Here is a 23,650-nt window from a genome sequence, read left to right as displayed (position 1 = left end):
TCCAAAATGAAAAATGTATTTAAGCCTTTGATATTTTTTGGAATGGTTTTTTTGATATGCCATTGCTCTCAGTATGATTCCCATTACCATCTAACACAAAAAGATGCGGAAAAAAGAGCCAGCCTCCTCTCTGATATCCATTACGACCTTCATATTAAACTCACAAAAGAATCTTATTTTGAGGGAAAACTTTCCTTAAATTTCCAATCCTGGAAGTCAGATACAATCCGCTTGGATTACTTTGAAGGAGATATTCAATCCATTATTGTAAACGGAAAGGATGTAAGTAAAGATATAAAGCTTGAAAAAGGATACTTACTGATCGATGGCAATTACATTCAAAAAGGCAAAAATGATCTATCTTTAGCTTTCAAAACACCCTATGCGAGAACAGGCAATGGTTTACATACATTTACTGATCCAGAAGACCAAGAGATGTATCTGTATTCTCAGTTTGAAGCCTTTCATGCAAATAAAATGTTTCCCTGTTTTGACCAACCTGACCTAAAGGCGACGTTTTCATTAACTGTCGATGCTCCCAATTCATGGAAGGTTATATCCACGACATTGCCTATCTCAATCCTTCCGAATCCCGATGATTCCTCTCAAACTAGACATACCTTTTCAAAATCAAAAAAGATATCTCCTTATGTTTTTTCATTGCATGCAGGGCCATATACCGTCTGGGAAGACAAATACGAACAAATTCCACTTAGGCTATTTATCCGAAAGTCATTAGCAAGGTATGTTGACCCTAAACTTTGGTTTCAATACACAAAAGATGGCTTCGGATTTTTTCCTACCTATTTTGATTTCCCTTATCCGTTTGAAAAGTACGACCAAGTAATCGTTCCTGAATTTAATTTTGGCGCTATGGAAAATGTAGCAGCGGTTACTTTTTCTGAGAGGTTTGTTAGCCGTAGTCCCATGACACGCTCACAAAAAGAGAATTTATCCGACGTTATTTTACATGAGATGGCTCATATGTGGTTTGGAAATCTAGTCACTATGAAATGGTGGAATGGTTTATGGTTGAATGAAAGCTTCGCAACCTATATGGCTAGTTTAGCCCAGGAAAAAAATTCTGAGTTCAAAGAAACTTGGGAATCTTTCTTTGAAAAGATGAAACAATGGGCCTATTTAGAAGACTCTTTTAGTACAAATCACCCCATCGAGGCAAAAGTAAAAGATACTGAGGAAGCCTTTATACAATTTGATGGAATCACCTATGGAAAAGGTGCCTCGGTCCTAAAACAATTGGTCTTTTTCCTTGGCCCAGAGGTTTTCCAAAAAGGAGTTCAGTCCTACCTGAAACGATATGCGTATTCAAATTCATCTTTATTGGATTTTCTCACCGAACTCGAATTAGCTGGTGGTCTCTCTTTGCGTAAATGGTCAAAAGATTGGCTAGAAACCAAGGGAACAAATGCGATTAAATTCGATTATTCTTGCAAAGACCAGTTCCTTTCTTGGAGCATAACTCAATTTGCAGAAGGAGAACAAAATCGTTACCGAGACCATAAAATTCAAATTGGATTGTATAAAATCAATGAAAGTCAAACATCCACAAAACTAGACTTTCAATCTCTCGCGCTCGTGTATACCGGTCGAAATACAAGTTTTGTAGAAAAGGTTTCTTTTTGCCCTGATTTTGTTCTTCTCAACGATGAAGACCATGACTTTGTCATTTGGCGTTGGAAAGGGACTCAAATAGAAGCACTCCAAAAAATTCTGTTGAATGATACAGATTCCTTTCGGCGTCTCATCTTATGGTCAAACTATTGGGACCAAGTGAAGTACGGACTTGTCTCATTTGATGAATTCTATCAACTTGCAAGAGCCGTTCTTCCGCACGAAAAAAATGTAAAAATCAAAAAATGGCTCCTATCAAATCTATCCTCAGATCGCTCGTATTCCTATTTCACAAGTCGATTTTGGAAAGAAACATCTGTTAGTGAAAAAGATCTAAAAGAACTTTCGAATTTTCTTTGGGACGGTTTAAAAGAAGAAGTAGCAAGTTCCGATGAACAACGATATTGGTTCCTTTCCTATTTAGATTCTGTGTATGGAAAAGAAGAGGCCATACAAATTTGGAATGTTTTACTTGGCAATATTACGATTCCAGGATTAAAATTAGACCAAGATCTCCGTTGGTCGATCCTCATCAAACTAAGTTCTCTAGGATTCAATGATCCTAATTTTGAAAGTATTTTAGAAAAAGAAAGAAAGCTAGATACATCTTCTCGAGGAAAAAATTCATATTATTCTGTGTTAGCTGCAAAGCCAGACCTTTCCTCAAAAGAAAAGTGGTTTCATTTGGTTTTAAAGCAAAAGTCCGAAGAATATTCAACAAGTACTCTACGAGTAATCGCATACCATTTATTTCCAATCTACCAAAAAGATATACAGATGCAATTTACAAAACCATTCTTGGACACTTTGGCCAATTTTGGACCAGAGGATGATGAAAATTATTTAGATGGCATCTCAAAAGCTTTAGCACCCGATTTTTGTAATCTAGAATCAAAAACAATTTTAAGTAAATTTGTTCAATCGCATCCAAAGCTACCTGCATCGATCAAAAAAACTCTAAAAAAGCAGATCGATTTAGAAGAGCGTTGCATTCGAATGAGAAAATTAGCGAAATAAAAAATACAGCATTTAAAATGAAATTTTTTCTTGTTTCTCTTTTTTTCCTTTTCTCCTGCGCATCCCCAGGCTATGGACCCTTCGGTTTTCTTTATTCAAATTCAAGAATAGGCATTTTTTCAAATGGAGAAAATTCGTCTTTAGAGAGTACAAGATGTACTCATTCTATATTAGGTCTTTTTGCGTTTGGTGACGCCAGTATTGAAAGTGCAAAAAAACAGGCTCAAATTTCGACCGTGACTGAAGTACATTGGAAAACGACTCAATTAACAGGACTGTACGCATCCTTGTGTGTCATCGTTTCAGGGAATCCATGAAAATTAGATCTTCGTTGAAGAGACACTACTTACTGATGCTAGTTAGTTTGTATTTGCAATGTATAAATCTTGGAAATACACAGGGTGTCGGTCCACGAGGTATCTTATATGCAGAGTATAAACTTGGCTACTTTGAAAATACACAACCCAATGCCAGTACTAAAATCGGTAAAGCATGTATCACTCGATACTTTTTCTTTTTTAGCAATGGCGATAGTAGTACAGAGGCAGCGGCGAGACAAGCAGGCATTACGCAAATAAAATCAATGCACAAAGAAGTAAAAAATTTCTTATCCATTTATACAACTTTGTGCACGGTAGTGAGTGGCAATTAAGGTTTTAAAAATGTCTCACGTAACATATCTGGATAATCTGATATGATTCCATCAACTCCGCAACTCTCTAGTCTTTTCATTTCTTTTATAGAATTCACAGTCCAAGGTATCACTTCGATCTGACTCGCATGAGCCGTTTCAACAAAACTTGGTGTTACATACAGAAAGTACGGAGAAATGATATTTGCTTTGATTCCCTTTGCTTTATCCAGTATTGTATCTCGATATCCATTACCGAAACCGATCGTCATCAAAAAGCCCTGGAAGTATGTGGGCGCAAAGAGAGCACTCGTTCTAATTTTAGAATTTTTCTTTTGAACATAAGGTAGAGTCCTTAGATCAAAAGATTGAATGGTTGAACGATCTGCAACTTTTGCTTTTTCGATCGCAGATACCAGTAAAAGTGTATGTTCTTCCACTATGGAATCTTCTACCATTTCTTTATCTGGAAATTTGGTTTCTATGTTAAATAAGTACTTTTGTTTCTTTTTCTTTTCTATCTCTGCCATTTTTTGAAAAAATTCTTCAATGCTCAGAAGTTTTGTTCCTGGAACGGGTGTTTGTTTCGGAAAGGCAGGATTCTTTTTGCTTCCACAATCTAGTTTCTGCAAATCAGACAGAGTTAATTCGTACAAAGATATCCGTTGTATTTCGCTTCCATCCGGATTCACACAAATCACTGGATTTGTTTCCGAGTCATGGTGGATTACAATTCTTTTATCTTTGGTAAGCACAGTATCGAGTTCCAAGGTTACCATATTTTGAGAAATAGCTTCTTCAAAGGCCGGCCAGGTATTCTCAGGTTTTAAACCTCTAGCCCCACGATGTCCCTGCAGATCTAAACTCTCACGGATAGGTTTTACTTTTGTAGGAACAGAACCACAGTTCCAAAATGATATGGAAATGGTGAGGGCGATGATCAGTTGTAAAGGCAAATTCATTGTGACTCCTTAGCCAGAAGAGAATAGAATCGGGCAAGGAAACTGCAAAGGATTTTTTAGTAAAAACTAGACTACCAGTTCGTCTTCGCCCGCACGTGCCACGACGATTTCGCCCGCTTCTTCTAGCTTACGTATGATATTTACAATTTTTTGCTGGGCGTCCTCGACGTCCTTCAATCGAACAGGACCCATAAAGTCCATGTCTTCTCGCAAAAGATTCGCCGCTCTTTTTGACATGTTTTTGAAAATTTTATCCTGCACTTCGGAGTCAACGGACTTAAGTGCTTTTGCCAAATCAGTGTTATCAACTTCTCGCATGACTTTTTGGATAGCTCTGTCATCGAGTAATACAATATCTTCGAAGACAAACATTCGTTTTTTGATCTCTTCCGCTAGTTCCGGATCTTCTTCTTCTAGAGCTTCAATAATGGTCTTTTCTGTTCCTCGGTCTACCAAGTTCAAAATTTCAACAACGGAATCAATACCACCCGCAGAAGTATAATCCTCCGAGGCGAGAGTCGAAAGTTTTCGTTCCAGTACTCGTTCCACCTCGCGTAAAACATCTGGAGACACCCTATCCATCGTTGCTATCCGTTTTGCTACCTCCGCCTGTATCTGGTGAGGTAGATTAGAAAGGATATTGGATGCTTTTTGTGGATCTAAATAAGATAAAATAAGGGCTATCGTTTGTGGGTGCTCACCTTGGATAAAGTTCAATAAGTGAGCAGGGTCAGTTCTTCGAATGAAGTCAAAGGGCCGAACCTGTAAACTTGACGTTAGTCGGTTGATGATATCGATTGCTTTTTGGTTACCTAGAGCTTTTTCCAAAAGGCCACGGGCAAAATCAATACCACCATTGGTGATAAATTCCTGAGCCATCATGAGTTCATTGAACTCTACGAGGACTTTCTCTTTATCTTCTGGTGTGATCTTATCTAATCGGGCGATCTCGAAGGTAATTTGTTCGATCTCATCTTCACGTAAATGTTTGAAGATTTCTGATGCAACTTCATTGCCCACTGCAACCAAAAAAATTGCAGCCTTCTGTCTACCGGTGAGTGTCGGTTTTTTATTGAGCATAGATCGATCCGATTTCCGTACTACTTAGAATATCGGCAAAGAGGGAAAAAACAACGAGTTATTTTCCATTTCCCTCTAAGAGACGTTTGAGACCTGACAATGATTGTTCCATTTTAGCCAGCTCTCCTTTGAGCACATCACGGTTTTCTGCTGCATTTTGGAAGGATTGGTGGGCTAAGGAAGCAAATGTATGGTAATCATGCCCCAACTGGAACAGTGCTGACTCCCAGTCTTTTGGGTTTGTCCTCCGTTTCTTCCAGTAATATTTCTTTGCAAAATGAAGGAGCAATTGGACCAATCCAAGGGAGTGAAGAGGAACCAAAATATACAAAGCCGTTTGGATGACTTTGGAATAGGAAACCTCTTTTGCGAATAGAGACCAAAAGTATATCCAGAGCGCAGACAAGATGACAATGGCCACCGTGAGATTCGCTTTGGGCGTTTGAGGAGAAAGTGAATTAAACAAGGAAAGGAGGATGACAGAAAAGAGCAATAATAGGAGAACTTCCCAGGGTAGGATATTAAAGAAAGAATCCCAGAATTCCTTGAAGTTTTGCCAACTTTTCTGCATTTCCAGGATGGTTGTTTGGATGTCTTGGATTTCTTTTTGGATTTTTTCGATAAACTGAAATACTGCGGTCATGAGACAAAGCCTCCATAGATTTTTAAATGCTGCAAGAGAAATCTTTCAAAAGCTAACTAAGAATTCACGTACAGTACAACTTGTCATTATCTTTCATTTCATTTCGATTCCATTTTTTATCTATCATGAATGGCATCTACCAATACACTACATCCTTTCTCTTGTAACACTTGCAAGCCTCTGTAGCACAATTCTAATCTATCTCACTTTGTACTTAATCGGTATCTATGTAAAAAATCCGTTTCACCCTGGCTTTGAGTTGCTCGCAGGAATTATCTTTATTTTCTCTCTTTGGCTTTCTGATGTATTTCAATTTCGCGCTGGAAAGGTTTTTTTCTTTATTTGTATTTCTTTCACTTTGATACTTCGTTTTCTTCAAATGGAGGCTATAGTAAGAATACTATTTGTATCCTTTTTGTTGATAGGTACTTCCTTGGTATCTTTCAAAGCCTTACAATCAGTAGAGATCGTTTCTTCTTATTTACTTTTTAAAAACAAATTTAAGTTTGAAGAAGTGGATGTGAACAATTGGGTAGTCCAAGATCGCAATTATTGGAATGAGGAAATACATTTAGGATTTACTCTGCCTGAAGAGTTCATTTTCTTTAAAGCATCCGATCTGAGCTTAGAGAACCAAACAGGAGTGGGGCAAATAGCTGGTATCATAGGATCAAGTGAACAGGATCCAAATCGTTATCCATTTATTCGTATGTTTTACTTTCCTGCGTACGTTCCCTTTGAAATCGAAGAAGCCAATCGAGACATTTCTGAATTTTTAAGAATACAAGTAAGCAAAGCTGAGATTGAGGATTTGCAAGAAATTGTTTTGGAAGATAAAACAATTTTGAACCTAGGAAGCAAGTATTGGACATTCTTTGATTTGTTGCGCCCGCGTTATGCGAAAACAGGTTTCCTATTATTGGAAAACAATCGACATGATAAGATACTTCTTCACATCACTGAGAATCTGGAAAAAGACCAAGTCCATGAAGAAGGAATCTTATCTATCTTAAAATCACTTCGCTTCAGCGATTGAGGTGAGCACCAATAACGAAAGTGGGTCAACCAAAGTATCTGCTACTTTTGCTCCTAAGTGAAGGTGAGGTCCTGTTGACATACCTGTTGAGCCAACTGTCCCGATCACTTGTCCCTTTTTCACCTTATCTCCAACTTTTACATCGATTTTCTCTTGGTGCATATAGAAGGTGAAAATTTTATTTCCATGGTCGATGATGGTAAAATTGCCTTCATAGTACATAGGTTGCGCCAAAACAACTGTGCCATCTTGGATTGCTTTGATAGGAGTGCCAACTTTTCCTCGGAAGTCTACCCCTCCATGTGGCCGACCTTTCTTTCCATTATAGTCTCTGCGAACATAAAACCTACTTGTGATGAATGTTTCATCTAAGGGATAATTAAAGTTTGTAGCAAATTGCAATTTGCTTACAGAGCCAAATGCTTGTTCTTTGGCTTCTTTACATTTTTTTATAAAATCCAATGTTTCCTGAGACAACTCTTCTGAAACAAATTTGTTTTCTACTTTCAAAGTTCTATTTTTAATAACTTGGAACTTTGTTGGTTCTAGATCAATCTGATACGTTTTGGTGCCTCGTTTGACAAAGAAAATCTTGGAATGGATATCCAATGTCATCGGTCCACCAGGAAAATCAGGAGAAATCGGAAAGAATGCAATAAAACTTTTTTCCTGTTTGGTTAGATATACATCTTTTCCCATCCAGACAACCTTAAATGATTCATGTATCCATTTTTGGTCTTTTGGGGTGAGTCTGAAAAAAATTACGTCACCTCTTCCAAACCGCCTTGCCTCTAACAAAAGAGAAAAATTCTTCTCTTCTTTTTTAACAAAGTAATTTGAATTTTCTTTTGGTGTTGGTTTTTTAGATGCCTTTTTTTTCACATCTGCACTTATCAATTGCACCGCAGAAAAAAGGAAAATGACAATAATCGAAAGTCTCATTAGTAAAGAAATCGGTATTGAGATTGATTTCTATGTATTAATTTTTTTTACGAAGCTTAGAAATTCCTCTGCAGGGAGAGGTTTACTGTAAAAATAACCTTGTATGATATGACATCCAATTGATTTAAGAAGTTTCATTTGCTCTTCTGTTTCAACTCCCTCCGCAATGACTTCCATTCCAAGCGAGACAGCCATGTTGACAATCGCACTACAGATAGCTCTGTCATCTTCATTGGTTTCAATATCTATCACGAAGGATCTATCAATTTTCAAGTTGTCTGCATCAATTTTTTTAAGATAGGAGAGGGAAGAATACCCAGTTCCAAAGTCATCAATTGAAACTTTCACACCTAAATTGGAAAGGTATCGAAAAGCTTCGATACTCTTTTCCGGGTTCTCCATAATCGAACTTTCTGTAAGTTCTAATTCAATTTCCTCGGATTTAATCGCGAACTGATTGATTGTTGCCTCAACGCGTTGTGCCCAATTGTTTCGTTTTAACTGTTTACCGGAGACGTTGATACTAATATTGAATCCATTTAGATTCATATCATTCCACTTTCGTTTATTGCGGCATGCTTCTTCCAAAACCCAATCACCAATTTTTTCTATGATCCCTGAGTCCTCTGCTACTGGAATGAACTCTCCAGGCGGTACCCAACCTCGTTCCGGGTGTTTCCATCGGATCAAGGCTTCCGCTCCACAGACCTTTCCAGTGGCTGTAGAAATCTGAGGTTGGAAGAATAGAATGAGTTCGTCATTCTGAATTGCCTTTCTGAGTGAGTTCTCTATATAAAGACGCTTTTCAGACCTTTCAATGAGTTCTGGAGTGTAGAAACGAAAGTTGTTTCTACCGACATCTTTCGCTTTATACATAGCCATATCAGCATTCTTAAGAAGTTCTTGAGCATTCTCGCCATCCGTTGGTGCTAAGGAAATTCCCATACTGATGGTTGTATAAAGATCTCTGCCTGTTATATGGAAAGGTTGGCTCAGTATATCTAATACTTTTTGGGCAAATTCAGCAGCTTTTCCTTTATTCTCAAGTCCCAATTTTAAAACAGCAAACTCATCTCCACCAAAGCGAGCAACAGTATCTACTTCGTTCATAATACGTTTCAATCGTGCGCCAACCATCTGTAAAAGCATGTCGCCTTTTGCATGCCCAAGGGTATCATTAATAAACTTAAAGTTATCAATATCGAAAAAATAAAAGGCAGTAAGAGTTTGTTTTGAATTGGGGTTTTTGAGAGCTTGGTTTGCATGGTCCACAAACAAAGTACGATTTGAAAGTCCAGTTAATGCATCATAATAAGCTAAATAAGAAATCCTTTCTTCTGCTAACTTTCGATCAGTGATATCAATTCCATAACTAATGATACGTCTTTTATGAGTTCCATTTTCAGTAATTGGAATGTACTTTCTTAAAACATATTTTTTATCATCATGATCATCTTGGATCAATTCTTCGAATTCTACGATATCATTTTCGCGAATAGCGATATCGATATACTTTTTCCTGATTTCTGCAAAGTCGGGCGGATAGTTCATCCGCATTGCAAAATCAAAATCGGTTTTTTGGTACAACCAATTTCGAATCTCCTTGCTAGAAACCAATTTTGGATTTGTATACTCATAACGATATGCGGTGTCCAACACAGATATGTCCGAGTCTATATTGTCCAAGATAAACTCATAAAAAGCCTTTTGAGTTTTTACCTGCTCTTGAGCTTTCTTTCTTTCCGTAATGTCTCGAAAGGTAGTCCAGATAGCCATTTTTCCATTCGCAGGAAATAATCGAAACGAAGACTCAGTCGGGATGATAAACCCACTTTTGGTTCGAAGGGCACTTCCAGCAATCATACTCCCTTCAAACTCTTGGTCTTCTGTAAGATCGATAGGTGGAACTAACACTGAGAAGTCTTTGCCAATGAGCTCTTCCCGCTCATAACCAAGAATATTGAGAGCTTGTTTATTGATGCCTATGATGTGTTTGGAGGCTGGGTCTACTTGAATTTGGATGTCTAGAGATTCTTCGAACACATTTTCTAGAACTGCTATTTTCTCTTTCATACGATCAAATTCAAAGGACCGATTCATGTCTGAAACAAATCGATCAGCGAAATCCAACATTAGCTGCAAGAGAAGTGGGGAATAGGTAGTCTCCGAAAGAAATAATTTCGTAGGGTGGCCAGTTCTGGCAAGAACCGCCTCATCGATATCTTTTGTCGAAAGTAGAATGTAAGGTATTTCTGGGAATTTTTCAAGCAGGTATTTTTGTTTGTCTAATGTCTCTTCATCTAACCAAAGCAATATGATTGAACCCAAATGGGCCTCGACGGAAGCTAAATCATTGGGTTCTAAAAGGAAAACTTCATTTAAATCTGCTAAATTTTTTATGTCCCCTTGAATTTTAGAGAAGAAATCCGAGCTGTGTTTCTCGAGGTAAATCGTGAGTCTTTGGAAGGACATGTGTTAAGAATAAATGACGAAAAATACTTCTCATTACAATTGATTTTTTTTATTCTCCGTTTCGGAGAGTGAAAATAAAGAGCGTAAAGCCTACTGCCCGTTATACGGCACATTTTCTTGCCTACCCTTTGGGAGTGTCACCAAATTGTCTGGCTTGAAAAAAAAGGACTTATCCAGTAAAATGCTCTTGAATCTCAGTCTCAAATTTGAACCTTGGACAAAGGAGAATCTAATGAACCATACAAAAACAAAAAACCTCCTTCTTATTTGCCTTCTCACAGCAATGTCATTTACATTGCTCAGTGGCTGTAAAGAAGACAAAGACGACGACGATACCACTAATTTATTAGTTTTATTAGCAGCAGGCACTTCTTCGGCAGGAGATTGTGTCGTAAATACGAGCGGTAGAGGCTCGATTTCTACATTTGTCACTGACCTTACCGTATCTGGAGCCTCAAAAACGGGCACCATTTCCCGCATCAGCACCATTCCTCTCATTGGTCACCAATCTTCCGCGATCAAATTCACAGTTACGGGTCCAACGACCGTCACACTCGCAGGGAATGCCTTCGGAATTCTCTATAAATCTGACGCTTGCCCATTGGCAGCAAGTTCTGCCCTATCCTATAACTCAGGATTTACAACGACAGCTTCAGATTCAAGTAGCGAATTTGCAACATCACATAAATTCACAAGCACGATCACGACGACTATTGTCACAACTGGTACCTATTACTATTTCTTCTACGCGATTCCGTCTAGAGGTCAGAACGCCTTAGTTACCTACACTGTAAACCCATAAGGAGAATTGGATTGAAGAGAATTCTGGTAAGTATTTTTCTTTTAGGTTCACTTGTACACTGTGCACGTCAAAAAGAGAGTATCTCTCAGTCGACACAGTTCACAAATGCCTATCTTATCAATCTCATCCGAGCCAACGACCCCAATTCGCTCGATAAAATTGTATTTTCTCGAGCGGATGTGGAAGGCACAACTTTAACTAGAATCAATAGCACCAACCAAGATTTTTACATTTACTTTAGCATGCAGACAAATTCCCAAATACCTGCCTCACAAGCAAGTAGCACTTCTTGGGATATCGCCTTCAATCGATACAAAATCGCAACCAACGGCGGGGGGACAAACTCATCTGGCAGAGGTGCCGTTTGTCTCTCTTCTCTGACATCAGTGAGTGTAGCAGCCTCAACTGCAAGGGCCGCTCAAAATTGTTCCGATGACAAGTTTGTCTCAGACACAAGAACAAGTACGCAAGGAATTGGCGGAGCTGTCGGTGAGTTTGTGGGGAACTCGATTCTAACAGATTGGTTCAGTTACCAAATTGGGAATCTGACAACAAAAGGTCTTGTCTACATTGTTCGGAGTGGAACTGGCAATCAATACTTTGCTGTGAGGATGGAATCCTATTACAGTGATGCAGGAACTTCAGGCTACCCTACCATACGTTGGAAAAGACTTTCTGAATAAACAATCCATGTCTTTTGTATTAAGATCTATTTTCATAGTCTGTCTTAGTTTATCATTTTCTATCTTCGCCCAAACCAAACCTAAACAGAATCCTAAAACTCCAGTAGAGAAAACTAAGGAGTCCGAAGCTATCCCTGTTGAGGAAACCACTAAAGTACCAGAAAACGCGGGTAAGGTGGAAGAAAAAGTAGAGGCAACGCCTACACCTGCAGAGGAGGACCACTTAAAAGATCTGGATAGCAAAAATGGAATTGTAGTTACAGGTTCAAGGGGTGAGCGTAGACTAAAGGATTCCACAGTTGCAACTGAGGTAATTTCCAAGAAGAGAATTGAACAAACAGGTGCTCGCAACTTGGGTGAGGTCCTCGAAACCCAGTTGGGCATTAGCGTACTCCCAAATGCCCTGGGAGGTTCGCAGGTACAAATGTTGGGTTTAGATTCAAAGTATGTACTCTTTCTGGTAGATGGACAAAGAATCGCGGGTAGATTGAACAATACTGTTGATCTCACTCGATTCAAAGTACAAAATATTGAACGGATCGAAATCGTGAAAGGATCCTCTTCTGCTTTGTACGGCGCGGATGCGATCGGCGGTGTCATCAACATCATCACCCGGCAGGCAGAGAAACCAGAGCACTACCAATTCAGAGCAACGTATGGCAATGGGCGGCAAATCCAATTTGGAACCCAAGGCGAAAAGAATATGATCGCAGATGTTGGCTTCCGAAACCCGTTTGTCGCCGCAAATTTTACAGGTGGTTTCAATCAATCTGCTGGTTATGATTTAGATCCGAGCACCAAAGCCACAACTGGGAATGCCTTCCAGGATTCAAATGTTGGTTCCAATATGACTTTTAATCCGGATGGAAAGTTCCAAGTAAAAACTGGAGTTTTTTATCTAAGTAGGTTCCAACAAGGTGTTATCTCACAAACATCAGGTGGTGTTTTTGACCGTACCAATGCTACCAATGATTTTCTCGGTTTAGGCGCCTTGGAGTATTCCTATGGGAAAAAAAATATGATCTCTTTCCGAGGAAATTATGCTAGATGGGAAAATAAATTTTCTTTAAACCAAAGAGGTTCCGATGAGTTGGATTCCAAAGAACTCACGAATGACCAATCCTCTCAAGGCACCATACAACTCGACCATGAATTAACAGACAGGCATATGATGACTGTTGGGTTTGAATCTTATGCCAATGAACTGGAATCTGATCGACTGACGCAGAGATTTGCTTACAGAACGAGAAGGGCTGTTTTTTTACAGGATGAATGGACTGCATACAGAAACGGAATCATTTGGCGCATCATCCCGGGCATTCGGCATGACGTAGACTCTCAATTTGGTGGTCAGACTACACCAAAAATTGCAACCCGCCTTGACCTAACTTCCCAAATCATACTACGAGCCAGTTATGGTGTTGGCTTTAGACCCCCTACCTTCCAAGAACTATATTTGCGATTTGAAAATCCCGGAGTCGGATATGTAGTTGAAGGGAATCCCCAATTGAGACCCGAAAAGTCTCGCACAGTGAATGCGGATATCGAATACAATCCCTTCAAATCATTGAGTCTTTCGATGAGTGTTTTCAGAAATGTGATCACTGATCTAATCCAATACAATTTTGGAACAAATTCAAGGGAATTTGCTACCTTTCAATTAACAAATATTAAAGAAGCCTATACAAGAGGGGCCGAATTCGGGATGCGAACCAAATTCCTGAAATACAACCAATTTGAACTGGGGTACAACTACACCGAGACTCGTGACCTTACATCTGATAGGCCATTGGAAGGAAGGCCTGTCCACCAGGCAACAGCTAACTACTTTTTGTTGTTACCCCAAGGCTGGGAGTTTGCTTTGCGAACAAAATGGGTTGGTCGGCGGCCGTTTTTTTCGCAAACCACTGACTTTGCTGGGGCAAGTACGAGTTTAATTGAGAATCGGAACGATCCATTTTTTAACAATAACAGAGCCGTCTATGGAAAAGAATTTCCGCTGATAAATGTTCGGTTTGAAAAAAAATTTTTCGACGGAAGGATGTCCTTGTTTTTAGGTGTAGACAATGTTCTGGATAAGTACGAGCTTATTTACAATCCGATCCGTCCAAGATTTTACTACGGCGGTTTACAGGCTCAGTTCTAAGTTTCTTATCTTTATTGCTTTTGCCTGCGGATGGTGCCTGTTAAGTGGCGGAACTCTCCATGCTGAAGATGGCCAGCTTTCACCCAAAGAATCTAGACTATTGACAGACACCTACCGTTATGTGGAGAGTTTAGAACCAAAAAAATTAAAAATTGATAAGAAAACGTACCAAACGCACTCCAATTTTGAGAAAATCTTCAATTTCCCTTTTTCTGGAAAAAAACTTAAACACTGGGTACAATCCAGAATCAAATCTTATTCTGTTGGTTCAACAGGTGATTACATAGCCTATTTCCATCAAAATGAGGTAGTCCTTGGGAAACAATTTTTCCAATTATCACCTTTAGACCGTTTTTTGGTTTTGTTACATGAAGCTAGGCATGCGGATGGCAAATCTTATTCCCATACAGAATGTCCCGACCAATATAAATTTCTCAATCCAAGAGATCTTCGGATTTCTCCCGCAAAACAAAAGGCATGCGACAATCGTGAAGATGGAGGGTATGGAATTTCAGCCTCTTTTTTGTTTGAGCTCGGCGCATATGGTTATCTCTCACATTCAGAAACCGCATATCGATACAATTCTGAACGAGTGCGTATTATCTTAGAAGATTAAAATAAATAAAGATATTGCAGTGTCAGATCATTCATGAACTGGGACTGTGAAATTCCCAATCTTAACTCTTGGTTCACATCCAAAGAATAACGTATCATTAGGGAGTTTTGAAAATCATTCCTCTCCCCCAAAGCACGAAAGTAAAAGTAAGTTGATTCTAGTATCAATTTATATCGTCCAAACTCATGTGTGTAGAGAAGGGATAACTGAGGACCCATACGTACATTTTGTTTGAAGGAAGGGTGGTATTGGGCCTTGATACCACCCAGAAAGGAAACGGAGTATCTTTCACCTTCTTTTGCTTGCGAACCCAAGAGAGAGTATCCTTGTTTCCAATCTATATTGAGTGCGGTGATTCTTTTTTCATCATTTCCATTCAAATTTAAAATTCGTGTCCTTTCTTGTATAGTCACGGATTCAAAGCCAAATTTGAACCCAACACTATTTGGAGTAAAGAATGAGTTTGTTTGGTTCAAGGAAAGGAATTGGTAAAAATCTAATTTAAATAATTCCCATTTTCCCTCCTCAGAATAATACCGCACTTTGCCTTTAAGTACAGAACGTTCGGAAAAGTTTTGGTAACCCTGGTTATAATTTAATAGATCATGACTTTTGTATCGGAAGTCGAGTTCTGAAAATGCTCCCTTGGATGAATGTCCCAGAGTCAATCCCATACCGTGATTTCCATGTTCTTGGGATCCAAGCACTTGAGCTGAAAGTGAATCTTCAATCAAAAGACTTAAGGCAGAAAAGAGGATGACTAACAATAAGAAACGAATCAGGAACATGATTGGGGTCAAAAAAGAGATAGGAGGAGCGGTAAGTCCCTAATCCATCCTAATCATGAAAGGAACAGAGAATGAGGTGCAGGCTAGAATAATGAGTCCAGTTCTTTGGGTTTTGGCGCCAATTTTCCCTGAGAGATCAATTTCCCACTCAGGTCAAAGACGCACCAAGTTTCTGCCTCGTTTCCCAGCGCTGGGCTGAAAGCGGTCAGGAGTTGTTTTGCATAAAGTTCCAGTTTTCGTTTCAAAAGAGGGTTTGTTTGGTTTGAATGAGCACGTGAAGAATCAGAAGGTTCAATAGAAAGCATACTCGTCTCTTTACTCTAGGCTGTTAGGAACATCGGCAGGAAAGGCCGGATGGCTAAAGACTAAAAACTTCCTCCGAAACGTCAATCAAGAGACATAATAATTGAAGAAAAAAGAAAGGGAAAGGCTTCCTTTTTGCTTTCGTTGACTCCTCCCCCTAGGAAAAAATCCTGAGGAAAGTAGGACTGATGTGTTAACACCCCAACTTAACTTATTCAAAAAATCGAATCCCATTCTCGGAACCGTTCTTTCCAATGAAAGGCTGACTCCAGCCAAAGGAGAGGGAAAACGACCCAGTCAGGAAGGAGAATCTGCGATCCATAGGATCAAAATTGCTCTATCACATGACCTATATCCTTATTTAATAGGCCAGAGTGCCGGTGTCATCCCCCCAGGAGAAGACCAGGCAAAAGTCGAAAAGGGATCCCCGGACACCTCCTATGCGGTTAGGTTGTATTCTATCGCCTCGCCTTCGCTAAGTTTTGGAAAAACAAAGGATAGCATCGAATTTATCATTAAACGAGATAACATCTACGACACGGAAGGCAATTTACTGCACTCTGGGGTCTGCTCAAATTATATGTGCAATTTGAAACCAGGTGACCAAGTTACCATGACAGGACCTGCAGGGAAAAAGTTCATTCTGCCTTTGGCTGATTTTAGCGGAGATCTCTTTTTTTGTGCCACTGGAACGGGGATAGCACCTTTCTTTGGTATGGTGGAGGAAATTCTCGAACATAAATTAATTCAATTCCAAGGAAATGTATATTTGATCTATGGCGCGCCCTACTCGGACGAAATTGTCTTAAAAGATTATTTTGAATCCATGGCCCAAAAGCATAAAAATTTTCATTTCATTCAGGCTATCAGTCGGGAAGAAATCAATCCTTTCGATGGTGGCAAAATGTACATTTCGCACAAAGTGAAAGAACTAGCCTCCATAATCAAACCGTCCTTAGAATCCAACGGAAGAGTGTACATCTGCGGAGGTCCTAAGGGAATGGAAAAAGGGGTCATCGAGGAGATGAGAATTGCTATGAATTCCTCAGAATCTTACGAAGATTTCAAAAAATCTTTGGAGTCCAAAGACCAATTATTTGTGGAGACTTACTAATATGGCAAAAACAGGCATCATTAAAGACATTGATAAAGGAAGAGGAGAAATCGTCCGAGTTGAAATTTCTGAGTACAAAGGACAAACCTTTTTCAACATCCGAGTTTGGTATACAGACGCAAACGGCGAATACAAACCCACTCAAAAAGGTATAGCACTCTCTCCTTCTATCATTGGCGAACTCAAAGATGCGATTGAAGAAGCTGAGCGTTGGTTAGCCTAAACCATATCTCCTTCCTTTGCCAAAGCGATTCTTTCTAGAACCTCTTTGGCATCACTCAGGGACTCACAGACACGGATATGGTTGTAGAGTCGTGTGATTTCAAAAACTTTCTTAACAGAATCTCGTAAATTGCACACGGAGAATTCTCCACCACGTTTTCTCAACCAACCTACGATTTGGATCAAAGTACCTATAGCTGAGGAATCAATATGTGCCGTAGCTTTCATATCAAATACCACAAAACGGAATCCCTCACCTAACTTTTTTTCTATGATTGATTTAATCTCGGGACATTTATAAAGGTCTATATCCCCTTGCGTTTGAAATTCAAAAATTTCATTATGCACCTTTATATCTTTTAGATCAATTTTTTCAGGACCTTTCGCAATCATAGAGGAACCTGCAAAGATATGTTTACTTAGATTACTTGCCTTTTCTTGTATTTTTTGGTCCATTGCAAATAATCTACTAAGTAGTGAATTTAAAGCGTTTGGAGAATAATGTTTGTTTGCTTCTATTTCTTTCATTAGACCAAAAAGAATGGTTCTCGCTTCATCCAAATTATCTCTGGCAACAGCATTCGAAATGAGATGAATCCCTCGAGCGGTTTCGGCTATGAGAATCTCAACCAAAACATCTGGATCTTGCTTACTTTCCAGATCAGAAAATGCCAAAGGAAAACTAGAATCAACTGACTCAAGTTTCATGTGGTCCAGAAGATTATAGTAAGTTACCTTTGCTTTGAATAAATCACCCTGAAAATCCTTCGCAGACTCGCCTATCTCAAGTTTAATGACTAAACTTCTTAAGTCATCAGAACGCAAATCTCCAACCTGGATATTAACTTTTTGTCTGGCTATATTTTCACCATTGCCTTGGAACTCGTCAATTTCCTCAGCTATCTGGATAGGAACATCATTGAGTATCTCTTTGCATTGGACTCCTGGAGCGAATTCAAGATTGATATCGATTGCTTGGGCATACAAAGCACCAATATCACCAAATTCTCTAAAAAAGATATCCGTGGCCATCTCAGGATTGTCTACATAGTAAAAGTTGCCGCCACCTGCTTTGGCAATTTCCATTAAAATTGCTTCGTTAAAATCATCGCCTACCCCGATTGTAGTGGTTGAAATCCCTCGAGAAAAGTGATCCTTTGCTATTTGAATTAAATCCTCTGGCTCTTTGATGCCAGAAGTCGGATTTCCATCTGTAAGTAAAATTACCCTTTTGTATGCATTTTTAATCTTGGATGACTCCACGGACCGTAGAGCTGATAGCCATCCACCGCTTAAATTGGTTGAGGTACCAACTTGTATATTTCGGATGCGATCAGAAACAGAAATTTTTTCAGTCAGGTGAGTAACTGGTTGTATCAGCTGAACATCAGCAGAGTAAGCAACAATGGAAAGAGCATCATGCCGAGTTAGCCAGTTGACAAGAGAACAAGATGCATCTATGACCGACTCCATCTTTTCCCCTTTCATCGACCAACTTTTGTCAATTGCTAAACCGATCACAAGAGGTTGCCGCTGCGTAATAGCTGGATTAGGTGGTGATTTCAATCGAAGGAGTAAATGATTGGATTGGGTTTTACCTGGCTTTATATTCGGGTATTCCAGTTTTCCATCAATCTGCATAACGGAATGAATTTATGTTTATTTTCACTTTCCGCAAGAACAATTTCTAATTTCCTGTATTGGAGAAGGTATACGATGCTAGGTTACGTACATGAGATTTATGAATCTATTTCTGGTGAGGGTATCTCCCAGGGAATCCCTACGATCTTTGTTCGCTTTGCTGGATGTAGTCTACGCTGTGGTTTGACAAAAGAAAAAAAACTATGGTGCGATACTCCCTATGCCTTAGGCCCGAAACAAGGTAAGGAGCTAGGCATAGAACAGATTTTGGAATCCCTTTCTCAGTTTCCGCAAGCTGATAAAAAACAAATTTTGATCACGGGCGGAGAACCTCTCGAAGGAGAAAACGGAACTAAAACTCGGGCCTTGAGTGAGCGAATCTATTCGTACCGTACCTCTCATTCCCTTCCTTATCCTGCCTCACGTATCGAAACCAATGGAAAGGAGCTCATCGATTTCTCCGAGTCTCGGGTCTACACACTAGACTACAAATTACCTGGCTCAGGGATGGAATCTGAGATGCATAGGGAAAACTTTGAAATCCTAAAAAAGAGACATAATATTCTTGACGAAATTAAGTTCGTCGTTCGTGATAGATACGATTTTCAGAGAAGTTTGGAAATCATTGGTGAAACCAACACCGACGCAAACATCCTTTTTTCAGCAGTATTCGAGGATTTAGATCCAAAAGAACTCGTGGAATGGCTAAAAATTGCAAATCCACCTAAGGCTCGTTTGTCGTTACAAATTCATAAGTTTCTCTGGGGTAATCAAAAAGGAGTTTAATGCAAATTCAGACACAGCTAAGTCTAGATTTTGAATCCATCTCAGTAAAAGATGAAAAGCAAGAATTTGCATTTTTAATCGATGAACCATCATTAGGTTTCGGTCAAATCGTAGAAGAAACAACTTCTGAATTTAAAATTTACTTTCCTTTCTCTGAATCAGAACGTTCTATTCCAAAGAAGAAATCAGAACTCGTATTATTACGAAACTATCCGAATGCTTTACGAGACTGGGAAGAACTACCCAAGGCGATGGAGATCTCGCTTGTTGCACACCAATTAAAAAAGACACATAACTTTAATAAACTTTCATCTCTTTCTAACTCAAGAACTCGACTTCTCCCCCATCAAATTGAATCCACATTCATCGTAGCCAATAGTTTAAAACCAAGGTTTATCTTAGCTGATGAAGTTGGATTGGGAAAAACAATAGAAGCTGGCTTGGCAGTTAAAGAACTAATCTTTCGTCGTGGGCTAAAGAAGGTATTGGTCGTAACACCCTCACCTCTACTTGTTCAATGGCAACACGAGATGAAAAACAAATTCAACGAACATTTTGAAATTATACGTAGAAAAAATTTCATAACAAATGGCGATCTGCATTGGAAAAACTTTAATAAAGTGATTACTTCTATCGATTTTATCAAAAATCCAAAGTATGCAGAAGAAATTTTAAAAGTAAAATGGGACATTGTTGTCTTTGACGAAGCGCATCGCTTAAGACGTGATTATTCCAAGGTCACCCGAAGCTATTTATTTGCAGAGAAAATAGCTCGCAAAACAGAATGTCTCCTTTTGCTGACTGCAACTCCGTTTCGTGGAAAACTTGAGGAACTTTTTTATTTAACTCACCTTGTGGATCCTAACATACTTGGTCCTTATCACAGCTTCGTTAACGATTATATTTTAGGAACCAAATCAGATCTTAAAGAAAAGATCTCAAAAATACTTCTACGTAGAAGAAAAGTAGAAGTAGGAGGATTCACAAAACGATTTGCAAAAACGGTTCGGATTGATCTATCGCCTATCGAACGTCAATTTTATGATGAGACTACCGATTATGTAAAACGTGAATACAATTTAGCCATGGGCACTAAAAACAGAGCCGTGGGTTTTGTAATGATCGTATTTCAAAAGTTATTGGATTCATCGGTGGTTGCCCTTCTATCAGCACTACAGAAAAGAAAATTCATGCTAGAATCAAAATTCCATTACATGAAAGAGCATTCTATTTCTGTCGATGATTGGGATTTAGATGAAACCGAAGGAGTCGAAGATTTTATCTCTGAATTGGAAGATGAGGAAATGTCAAGCTTCCAAAGAACCAAACGGGAACTCTTCACTCTAAACCGCTTGATCCACTTGGGAAAACAAATCAAAGAAGATAAAAAATCTATTAAACTGAAAGAGACTTTGTCCAAACTCAAAAAAGAAGGACATAAAAAATTCATCATTTTTACGCAATTTCGAACAACTCAAGATCATATCCAAAATCTACTAGAACCTGAGTTTACTGTATCTTCTTTCCATGGATCCCTTAGTATGGATGAAAAAGAAAGAGTGATCCAGAAATTTAAAGACGAAACAGAAGTATTGATTTGTACAGAAGCAGGTGGTGAGGGTAGAAACCTTCAATTTGCAAATATTTTAATCAACTATGATTTGCCTTGGAGTCCACTAAAAATAGAACAGAGAATCGGACGTATCCATCGCTTTGGACAAAAATACGATGTGTATATCTTTAATTTTGCCTCCAAAGATACCGTTGCGGAAAGAATTTTGGAAGTACTCACCAATAAAATCAAATTATTTGAAGATGCAATTGGTGCTTCCGACGAACTCCTGGGAACGATAGAAGAAGAGCTAGATTTTAACAGTAGTTTTATGCATTTCATTTCAGGGAAAAAGACCAAAGAAGAAATGGAATCTGAACTTGATCTTCGTATCCAAATTGCAAAAAAAGGTTTTGAAAAATTGAACTCTCTTGTAACTCCGAAATTATTAGATTTTAACCTAACGGATTATTACGAGCATACATCAGATGAACGTGAATGGAACAATAATCATTTGCAAGAAATAGTTATGCAAGGATCTAAGTTTTTCAGCAATTCATTGCCCGGAGTTTTGAAAACCAATCGTCAAGGGAACTTAGAATACACAAATGCAGAGGGCAAAACAAAATTAGCAACATTTGATTCAGATTTGGCTCTTACAAATGATACATTAGAATTTTTAGCTTTTGGCCATCCCTATGTGGAAAAGGTGACAGAACTTTTAACTTCTTCCTTAATCGGAAACAAAAAGAAATATGTCATCACACCAAATTTTAAAGATCGTTTACTTTTCATTTTTCTTGTCGAATTTCAATTTTCTCTTCTCAGACGTGAACTCTTTTTCCTCGAATATGACCTCAAAACAAAGAAAATCAGTGTGGTTAAAGAGTTAACTTCCGATTGGCAAAATGCGAAAACGTATGTCCCTGAGAAGGAACTTTCCATTTCAAAGTTAGAGCATGCATACATCACTGTTTATCCAAAAATCGTAGAAGAGGTTGGTGCGAGAAAGGAGTCTCTTGTAAACGAGACTCTATCTATTTTTCAAAAAGAAGAGTACAAAATGGAACTTTCACACCAGAAATTACTTCGCCAACTAGAAGAAAAGCTGATGCGACAAGAAGCTGCCTATAAGTGGGATTCGCGACCGGAAAAAAAAGCAGTGATGCACAGAACCCTCAAGGAAATTCAAACGGCTAAAGAACAATATGAAATTGAATTGAGGAAGATGAAGCAAGGGGCTCGTATTAACCAAAAAATCGAACTCTTTCAGTTATATATTTCCTATTAAAATAGATTTTACAATCAACCGCTAAATTGCGATTCTTATGAAATGTCTCGCATACCATTTTGGCTCCGCATTTTGGCTGCTCTTTTCTTAGGCATCGCTGCAGGCTTGTGTTTCCATGCTGAAACTGGCATAGTAAATGCTAAACTAGCTAGCGAAATCACGGTTTGGTTCAAACTACCGGGTGACCTCTTTTTGAATCTTCTTCAAATGATTATGGGTCCTTTGGTTGTAGCATCTGTTGCATTAGGAGTTTCTAGTTTGTCCTCACTCTCTGAGTTATATACCATAGGCTTGAGAACGATGCTATACTTTATCACTACTACAACCATCGCAATCTTGATTGGCATTTTTTTTGTTACTTGGATAGAGCCAGGGAAATGGATCACTGATGCTAGCAAAAACTCAATTTCCATTACGAATCAAATTCCCGTTAGCAACCAAAAAATGGAATCCATCCCACAAATGGTTAGTGAAACCATTCCGAAAAATATAATCCGAGCCTTTCTGGAAAATCGGATGCTATCCTTGGTAATTCTAGGAATCTTTCTTGGCCTTTTTTTATTAACTTCTCAAACAAGCGATTCACATACCTGGAAAGTATTTCTAAGAGCAATAGAATCATTTTCTCTGTGGACAATCGGTCTTGCCATGGCCATTGCTCCCTTTGCTGTATTTGGTTTGATTACTTTCTCGATTGCGCATATTGGATTACAATTGATCGCAGCTCTTTCGGCATATGTTCTTACAGTAATGATCGGATTAGTGACCGTGCTTGTTTTTTATATGATCATTTTGAAATCTTTTACGAAAGTTTCCATTTTAAATTTTTTAAAATCAATTCGTGAGGTACAAATTTTAGGTTTTTCAACTTCTAGCTCTAGTTCAGTATTGCCTGTATCACTTAAAATAGCAAAACAAACATTAAACGTAAAAGAGAAGGTTGCTGATTTTGTATTACCATTGGGTGCAACCATCAATATGGATGGTACCGCACTGTACCAGGCAGTAGCCGCAGTTTTTATTGCCCAAGTCTTTCAAATTGAGTTAAGTACCTCACAAATTTTCTTCTTGGTCATAACGGTAGTAGGTGCTAGTATTGGAACCGCAGCGACACCAGGTGTTGGGATTGTAATTCTCGGCTCAATCTTAGAAAGTTTTCAAATTCCTATAGAGGGCATTGCCCTTATTTTTGGTGTAGATCGAATATTGGACATGTGCCGAACAGCCATCAATCTTTCGGGAGATCTCGTTGCAACGGTTGTTATCGATTCATATACGGATAAAAAATAAA

At 38.7% G+C, this 23,650-nt stretch carries 21 protein-coding genes; 13 read left to right on the top strand and 8 right to left on the bottom strand.

What is annotated here, in order from left to right:
- Positions 1 to 6 precede the first annotated feature (6 nt).
- The 3 genes from pepN to DI060_RS14875 are packed head-to-tail and all read left to right on the top strand — an operon-like array spanning position 7 to position 3,301.
- A complete protein-coding gene (gene pepN / locus DI060_RS14885) occupies positions 7 to 2,649 on the top strand; it encodes an aminopeptidase N (protein WP_108977735.1) in 2,643 nt (880 codons plus the stop codon).
- A gap of 17 nt (positions 2,650 to 2,666) precedes the next feature.
- Positions 2,667 to 2,966, top strand: coding sequence for a TRL-like family protein (locus tag DI060_RS14880; protein WP_108977734.1), 300 nt, complete (start codon positions 2,667 to 2,669; stop codon positions 2,964 to 2,966).
- Between the two features lie 35 nt (positions 2,967 to 3,001).
- Complete coding sequence (locus DI060_RS14875) at positions 3,002 to 3,301, top strand: TRL domain-containing protein (RefSeq protein WP_209452054.1); 300 nt, start codon at positions 3,002 to 3,004, stop codon at positions 3,299 to 3,301.
- On the opposite strand, the gene DI060_RS14870 is transcribed toward DI060_RS14875, so the two are convergent.
- The 3 genes from DI060_RS14870 to DI060_RS14860 all read right to left on the bottom strand — a co-directional run bounded on the left by DI060_RS14870 (position 3,298) and on the right by DI060_RS14860 (position 5,965).
- The gene (locus DI060_RS14870; RefSeq protein WP_108977732.1) at positions 3,298 to 4,242 is read right to left on the bottom strand and encodes a glycerophosphodiester phosphodiesterase family protein; all 945 of its coding nucleotides are present in this window, start codon (positions 4,240 to 4,242) and stop codon (positions 3,298 to 3,300) included. The genes DI060_RS14875 and DI060_RS14870 overlap by 4 nt on opposite strands.
- Before the next feature lie 66 nt (positions 4,243 to 4,308).
- Positions 4,309 to 5,322, bottom strand: coding sequence for a flagellar motor switch protein FliG (gene fliG / locus DI060_RS14865; protein ID WP_108977731.1), 1,014 nt, complete (start codon positions 5,320 to 5,322; stop codon positions 4,309 to 4,311).
- A 58-nt stretch (positions 5,323 to 5,380) separates the two neighbouring features.
- Positions 5,381 to 5,965 (bottom strand): hypothetical protein, encoded by a 585-nt coding sequence (locus tag DI060_RS14860; protein WP_108977730.1) that lies wholly within the window; start codon positions 5,963 to 5,965, stop codon positions 5,381 to 5,383.
- Between DI060_RS14860 and DI060_RS14855 the strand changes: the two genes are divergently transcribed.
- Positions 5,964 to 7,001: a hypothetical protein gene (locus DI060_RS14855; RefSeq protein WP_244594432.1), complete on the top strand. Its 1,038-nt coding sequence runs from the start codon at positions 5,964 to 5,966 to the stop codon at positions 6,999 to 7,001. The two genes, DI060_RS14860 and DI060_RS14855, sit on opposite strands and share 2 nt — an antisense overlap.
- Here the strand turns inward: DI060_RS14855 and DI060_RS14850 are convergent.
- Positions 6,981 to 7,943 (bottom strand): M23 family metallopeptidase, encoded by a 963-nt coding sequence (locus tag DI060_RS14850; protein WP_108977729.1) that lies wholly within the window; start codon positions 7,941 to 7,943, stop codon positions 6,981 to 6,983. The genes DI060_RS14855 and DI060_RS14850 overlap by 21 nt on opposite strands.
- A 30-nt stretch (positions 7,944 to 7,973) precedes the next feature.
- Positions 7,974 to 10,415 (bottom strand): sensor domain-containing protein, encoded by a 2,442-nt coding sequence (locus tag DI060_RS14845; protein ID WP_108977728.1) that lies wholly within the window; start codon positions 10,413 to 10,415, stop codon positions 7,974 to 7,976.
- Positions 10,416 to 10,647: 232 nt separating this feature from the next.
- Here DI060_RS14845 and DI060_RS14840 point away from each other — a divergent pair, with 232 nt between their 5' ends.
- From DI060_RS14840 to DI060_RS14825, 4 genes are read left to right on the top strand one after another with little or no spacing between them, the layout of a single operon-like run.
- Positions 10,648 to 11,217 (top strand): hypothetical protein, encoded by a 570-nt coding sequence (locus DI060_RS14840; protein ID WP_135355068.1) that lies wholly within the window; start codon positions 10,648 to 10,650, stop codon positions 11,215 to 11,217.
- Between the two features lie 11 nt (positions 11,218 to 11,228).
- Complete coding sequence (locus tag DI060_RS14835; RefSeq protein WP_108977726.1) at positions 11,229 to 11,900, top strand: HmuY family protein; 672 nt, start codon at positions 11,229 to 11,231, stop codon at positions 11,898 to 11,900.
- Between the two features lie 7 nt (positions 11,901 to 11,907).
- Positions 11,908 to 14,046: a TonB-dependent receptor plug domain-containing protein gene (locus DI060_RS14830; protein WP_108977725.1), complete on the top strand. Its 2,139-nt coding sequence runs from the start codon at positions 11,908 to 11,910 to the stop codon at positions 14,044 to 14,046.
- Positions 13,967 to 14,662: a hypothetical protein gene (locus DI060_RS14825; RefSeq protein ID WP_167837021.1), complete on the top strand. Its 696-nt coding sequence runs from the start codon at positions 13,967 to 13,969 to the stop codon at positions 14,660 to 14,662. The genes DI060_RS14830 and DI060_RS14825 overlap by 80 nt, the downstream gene beginning before the upstream one ends.
- Here DI060_RS14825 and DI060_RS14820 read toward each other — a convergent pair.
- Positions 14,659 to 15,450, bottom strand: a complete 792-nt coding sequence (locus DI060_RS14820) for a DUF7840 domain-containing protein (RefSeq protein ID WP_135355067.1) — start codon at positions 15,448 to 15,450, stop codon at positions 14,659 to 14,661. The genes DI060_RS14825 and DI060_RS14820 overlap by 4 nt on opposite strands.
- Positions 15,451 to 15,533: 83 nt before the next feature.
- On the bottom strand, positions 15,534 to 15,755 hold the full coding sequence (locus tag DI060_RS14815) for a hypothetical protein (protein WP_108977723.1): 222 nt from the start codon (positions 15,753 to 15,755) through the stop codon (positions 15,534 to 15,536).
- Positions 15,756 to 15,943: 188 nt separating this feature from the next.
- Between DI060_RS14815 and DI060_RS14810 the strand changes: the two genes are divergently transcribed.
- Together DI060_RS14810 and DI060_RS14805 are read left to right on the top strand one after the other, a co-directional pair.
- Positions 15,944 to 16,867 (top strand): FAD-binding oxidoreductase, encoded by a 924-nt coding sequence (locus DI060_RS14810; protein ID WP_108977722.1) that lies wholly within the window; start codon positions 15,944 to 15,946, stop codon positions 16,865 to 16,867.
- Position 16,868: 1 nt separating this feature from the next.
- Complete coding sequence (locus DI060_RS14805; RefSeq protein WP_108977721.1) at positions 16,869 to 17,090, top strand: transcriptional coactivator p15/PC4 family protein; 222 nt, start codon at positions 16,869 to 16,871, stop codon at positions 17,088 to 17,090.
- Here DI060_RS14805 and DI060_RS14800 read toward each other — a convergent pair.
- Positions 17,087 to 18,730, bottom strand: a complete 1,644-nt coding sequence (locus DI060_RS14800) for an anti-sigma factor antagonist (protein WP_108977720.1) — start codon at positions 18,728 to 18,730, stop codon at positions 17,087 to 17,089. The two genes, DI060_RS14805 and DI060_RS14800, sit on opposite strands and share 4 nt — an antisense overlap.
- A gap of 75 nt (positions 18,731 to 18,805) precedes the next feature.
- Here DI060_RS14800 and DI060_RS14795 point away from each other — a divergent pair, with 75 nt between their 5' ends.
- Genes DI060_RS14795 through DI060_RS14785 form a run of 3 tightly spaced genes read left to right on the top strand, consistent with a single transcriptional unit; the run spans position 18,806 to position 23,649 of the window.
- Positions 18,806 to 19,516, top strand: a complete 711-nt coding sequence (locus tag DI060_RS14795; RefSeq protein ID WP_108977719.1) for a 7-carboxy-7-deazaguanine synthase QueE — start codon at positions 18,806 to 18,808, stop codon at positions 19,514 to 19,516.
- Positions 19,516 to 22,359, top strand: coding sequence for a DEAD/DEAH box helicase (locus DI060_RS14790; RefSeq protein WP_108977718.1), 2,844 nt, complete (start codon positions 19,516 to 19,518; stop codon positions 22,357 to 22,359). Before DI060_RS14795 ends, DI060_RS14790 begins: the two co-directional genes overlap by 1 nt.
- 42 nt (positions 22,360 to 22,401) lie before the next feature.
- Positions 22,402 to 23,649, top strand: coding sequence for a dicarboxylate/amino acid:cation symporter (locus tag DI060_RS14785; RefSeq protein WP_108977717.1), 1,248 nt, complete (start codon positions 22,402 to 22,404; stop codon positions 23,647 to 23,649).
- Position 23,650 lies beyond the last annotated feature (1 nt).

This window comes from Leptospira ryugenii (genome assembly GCF_003114855.1).
Lineage (GTDB): Bacteria > Spirochaetota > Leptospiria > Leptospirales > Leptospiraceae > Leptospira_A > Leptospira_A ryugenii.
Note: the sequence above shows the minus strand (reverse complement) of the source record. Positions and strands in the feature narration are given on the sequence as shown.

Excerpts from the sequence above, each read along its gene's own strand:
- DI060_RS14830 (WP_108977725.1), top strand. The coding sequence starts at position 11,908 with ATGTCTTTTGTATTAAGATCTATTTTCATAGTCTGTCTTAGTTTATCA.
- fliG (WP_108977731.1), bottom strand. The coding sequence starts at position 5,322 with ATGCTCAATAAAAAACCGACACTCACCGGTAGACAGAAGGCTGCAATT.
- pepN (WP_108977735.1), top strand. The coding sequence starts at position 7 with ATGAAAAATGTATTTAAGCCTTTGATATTTTTTGGAATGGTTTTTTTG.
- DI060_RS14860 (WP_108977730.1), bottom strand. The coding sequence starts at position 5,965 with ATGACCGCAGTATTTCAGTTTATCGAAAAAATCCAAAAAGAAATCCAA.
- DI060_RS14855 (WP_244594432.1), top strand. The coding sequence starts at position 5,964 with ATGAGACAAAGCCTCCATAGATTTTTAAATGCTGCAAGAGAAATCTTT.
- DI060_RS14815 (WP_108977723.1), bottom strand. The coding sequence starts at position 15,755 with ATGCTTTCTATTGAACCTTCTGATTCTTCACGTGCTCATTCAAACCAA.
- DI060_RS14845 (WP_108977728.1), bottom strand. The coding sequence starts at position 10,415 with ATGTCCTTCCAAAGACTCACGATTTACCTCGAGAAACACAGCTCGGAT.
- DI060_RS14790 (WP_108977718.1), top strand. The coding sequence starts at position 19,516 with ATGCAAATTCAGACACAGCTAAGTCTAGATTTTGAATCCATCTCAGTA.
- DI060_RS14795 (WP_108977719.1), top strand. The coding sequence starts at position 18,806 with ATGCTAGGTTACGTACATGAGATTTATGAATCTATTTCTGGTGAGGGT.
- DI060_RS14880 (WP_108977734.1), top strand. The coding sequence starts at position 2,667 with ATGAAATTTTTTCTTGTTTCTCTTTTTTTCCTTTTCTCCTGCGCATCC.
- DI060_RS14825 (WP_167837021.1), top strand. The coding sequence starts at position 13,967 with ATGTTCTGGATAAGTACGAGCTTATTTACAATCCGATCCGTCCAAGAT.
- DI060_RS14840 (WP_135355068.1), top strand. The coding sequence starts at position 10,648 with ATGAACCATACAAAAACAAAAAACCTCCTTCTTATTTGCCTTCTCACA.
- DI060_RS14800 (WP_108977720.1), bottom strand. The coding sequence starts at position 18,730 with ATGCAGATTGATGGAAAACTGGAATACCCGAATATAAAGCCAGGTAAA.
- DI060_RS14870 (WP_108977732.1), bottom strand. The coding sequence starts at position 4,242 with ATGAATTTGCCTTTACAACTGATCATCGCCCTCACCATTTCCATATCA.
- DI060_RS14850 (WP_108977729.1), bottom strand. The coding sequence starts at position 7,943 with ATGAGACTTTCGATTATTGTCATTTTCCTTTTTTCTGCGGTGCAATTG.
- DI060_RS14875 (WP_209452054.1), top strand. The coding sequence starts at position 3,002 with ATGCTAGTTAGTTTGTATTTGCAATGTATAAATCTTGGAAATACACAG.
- DI060_RS14805 (WP_108977721.1), top strand. The coding sequence starts at position 16,869 with ATGGCAAAAACAGGCATCATTAAAGACATTGATAAAGGAAGAGGAGAA.
- DI060_RS14785 (WP_108977717.1), top strand. The coding sequence starts at position 22,402 with ATGTCTCGCATACCATTTTGGCTCCGCATTTTGGCTGCTCTTTTCTTA.
- DI060_RS14820 (WP_135355067.1), bottom strand. The coding sequence starts at position 15,450 with ATGTTCCTGATTCGTTTCTTATTGTTAGTCATCCTCTTTTCTGCCTTA.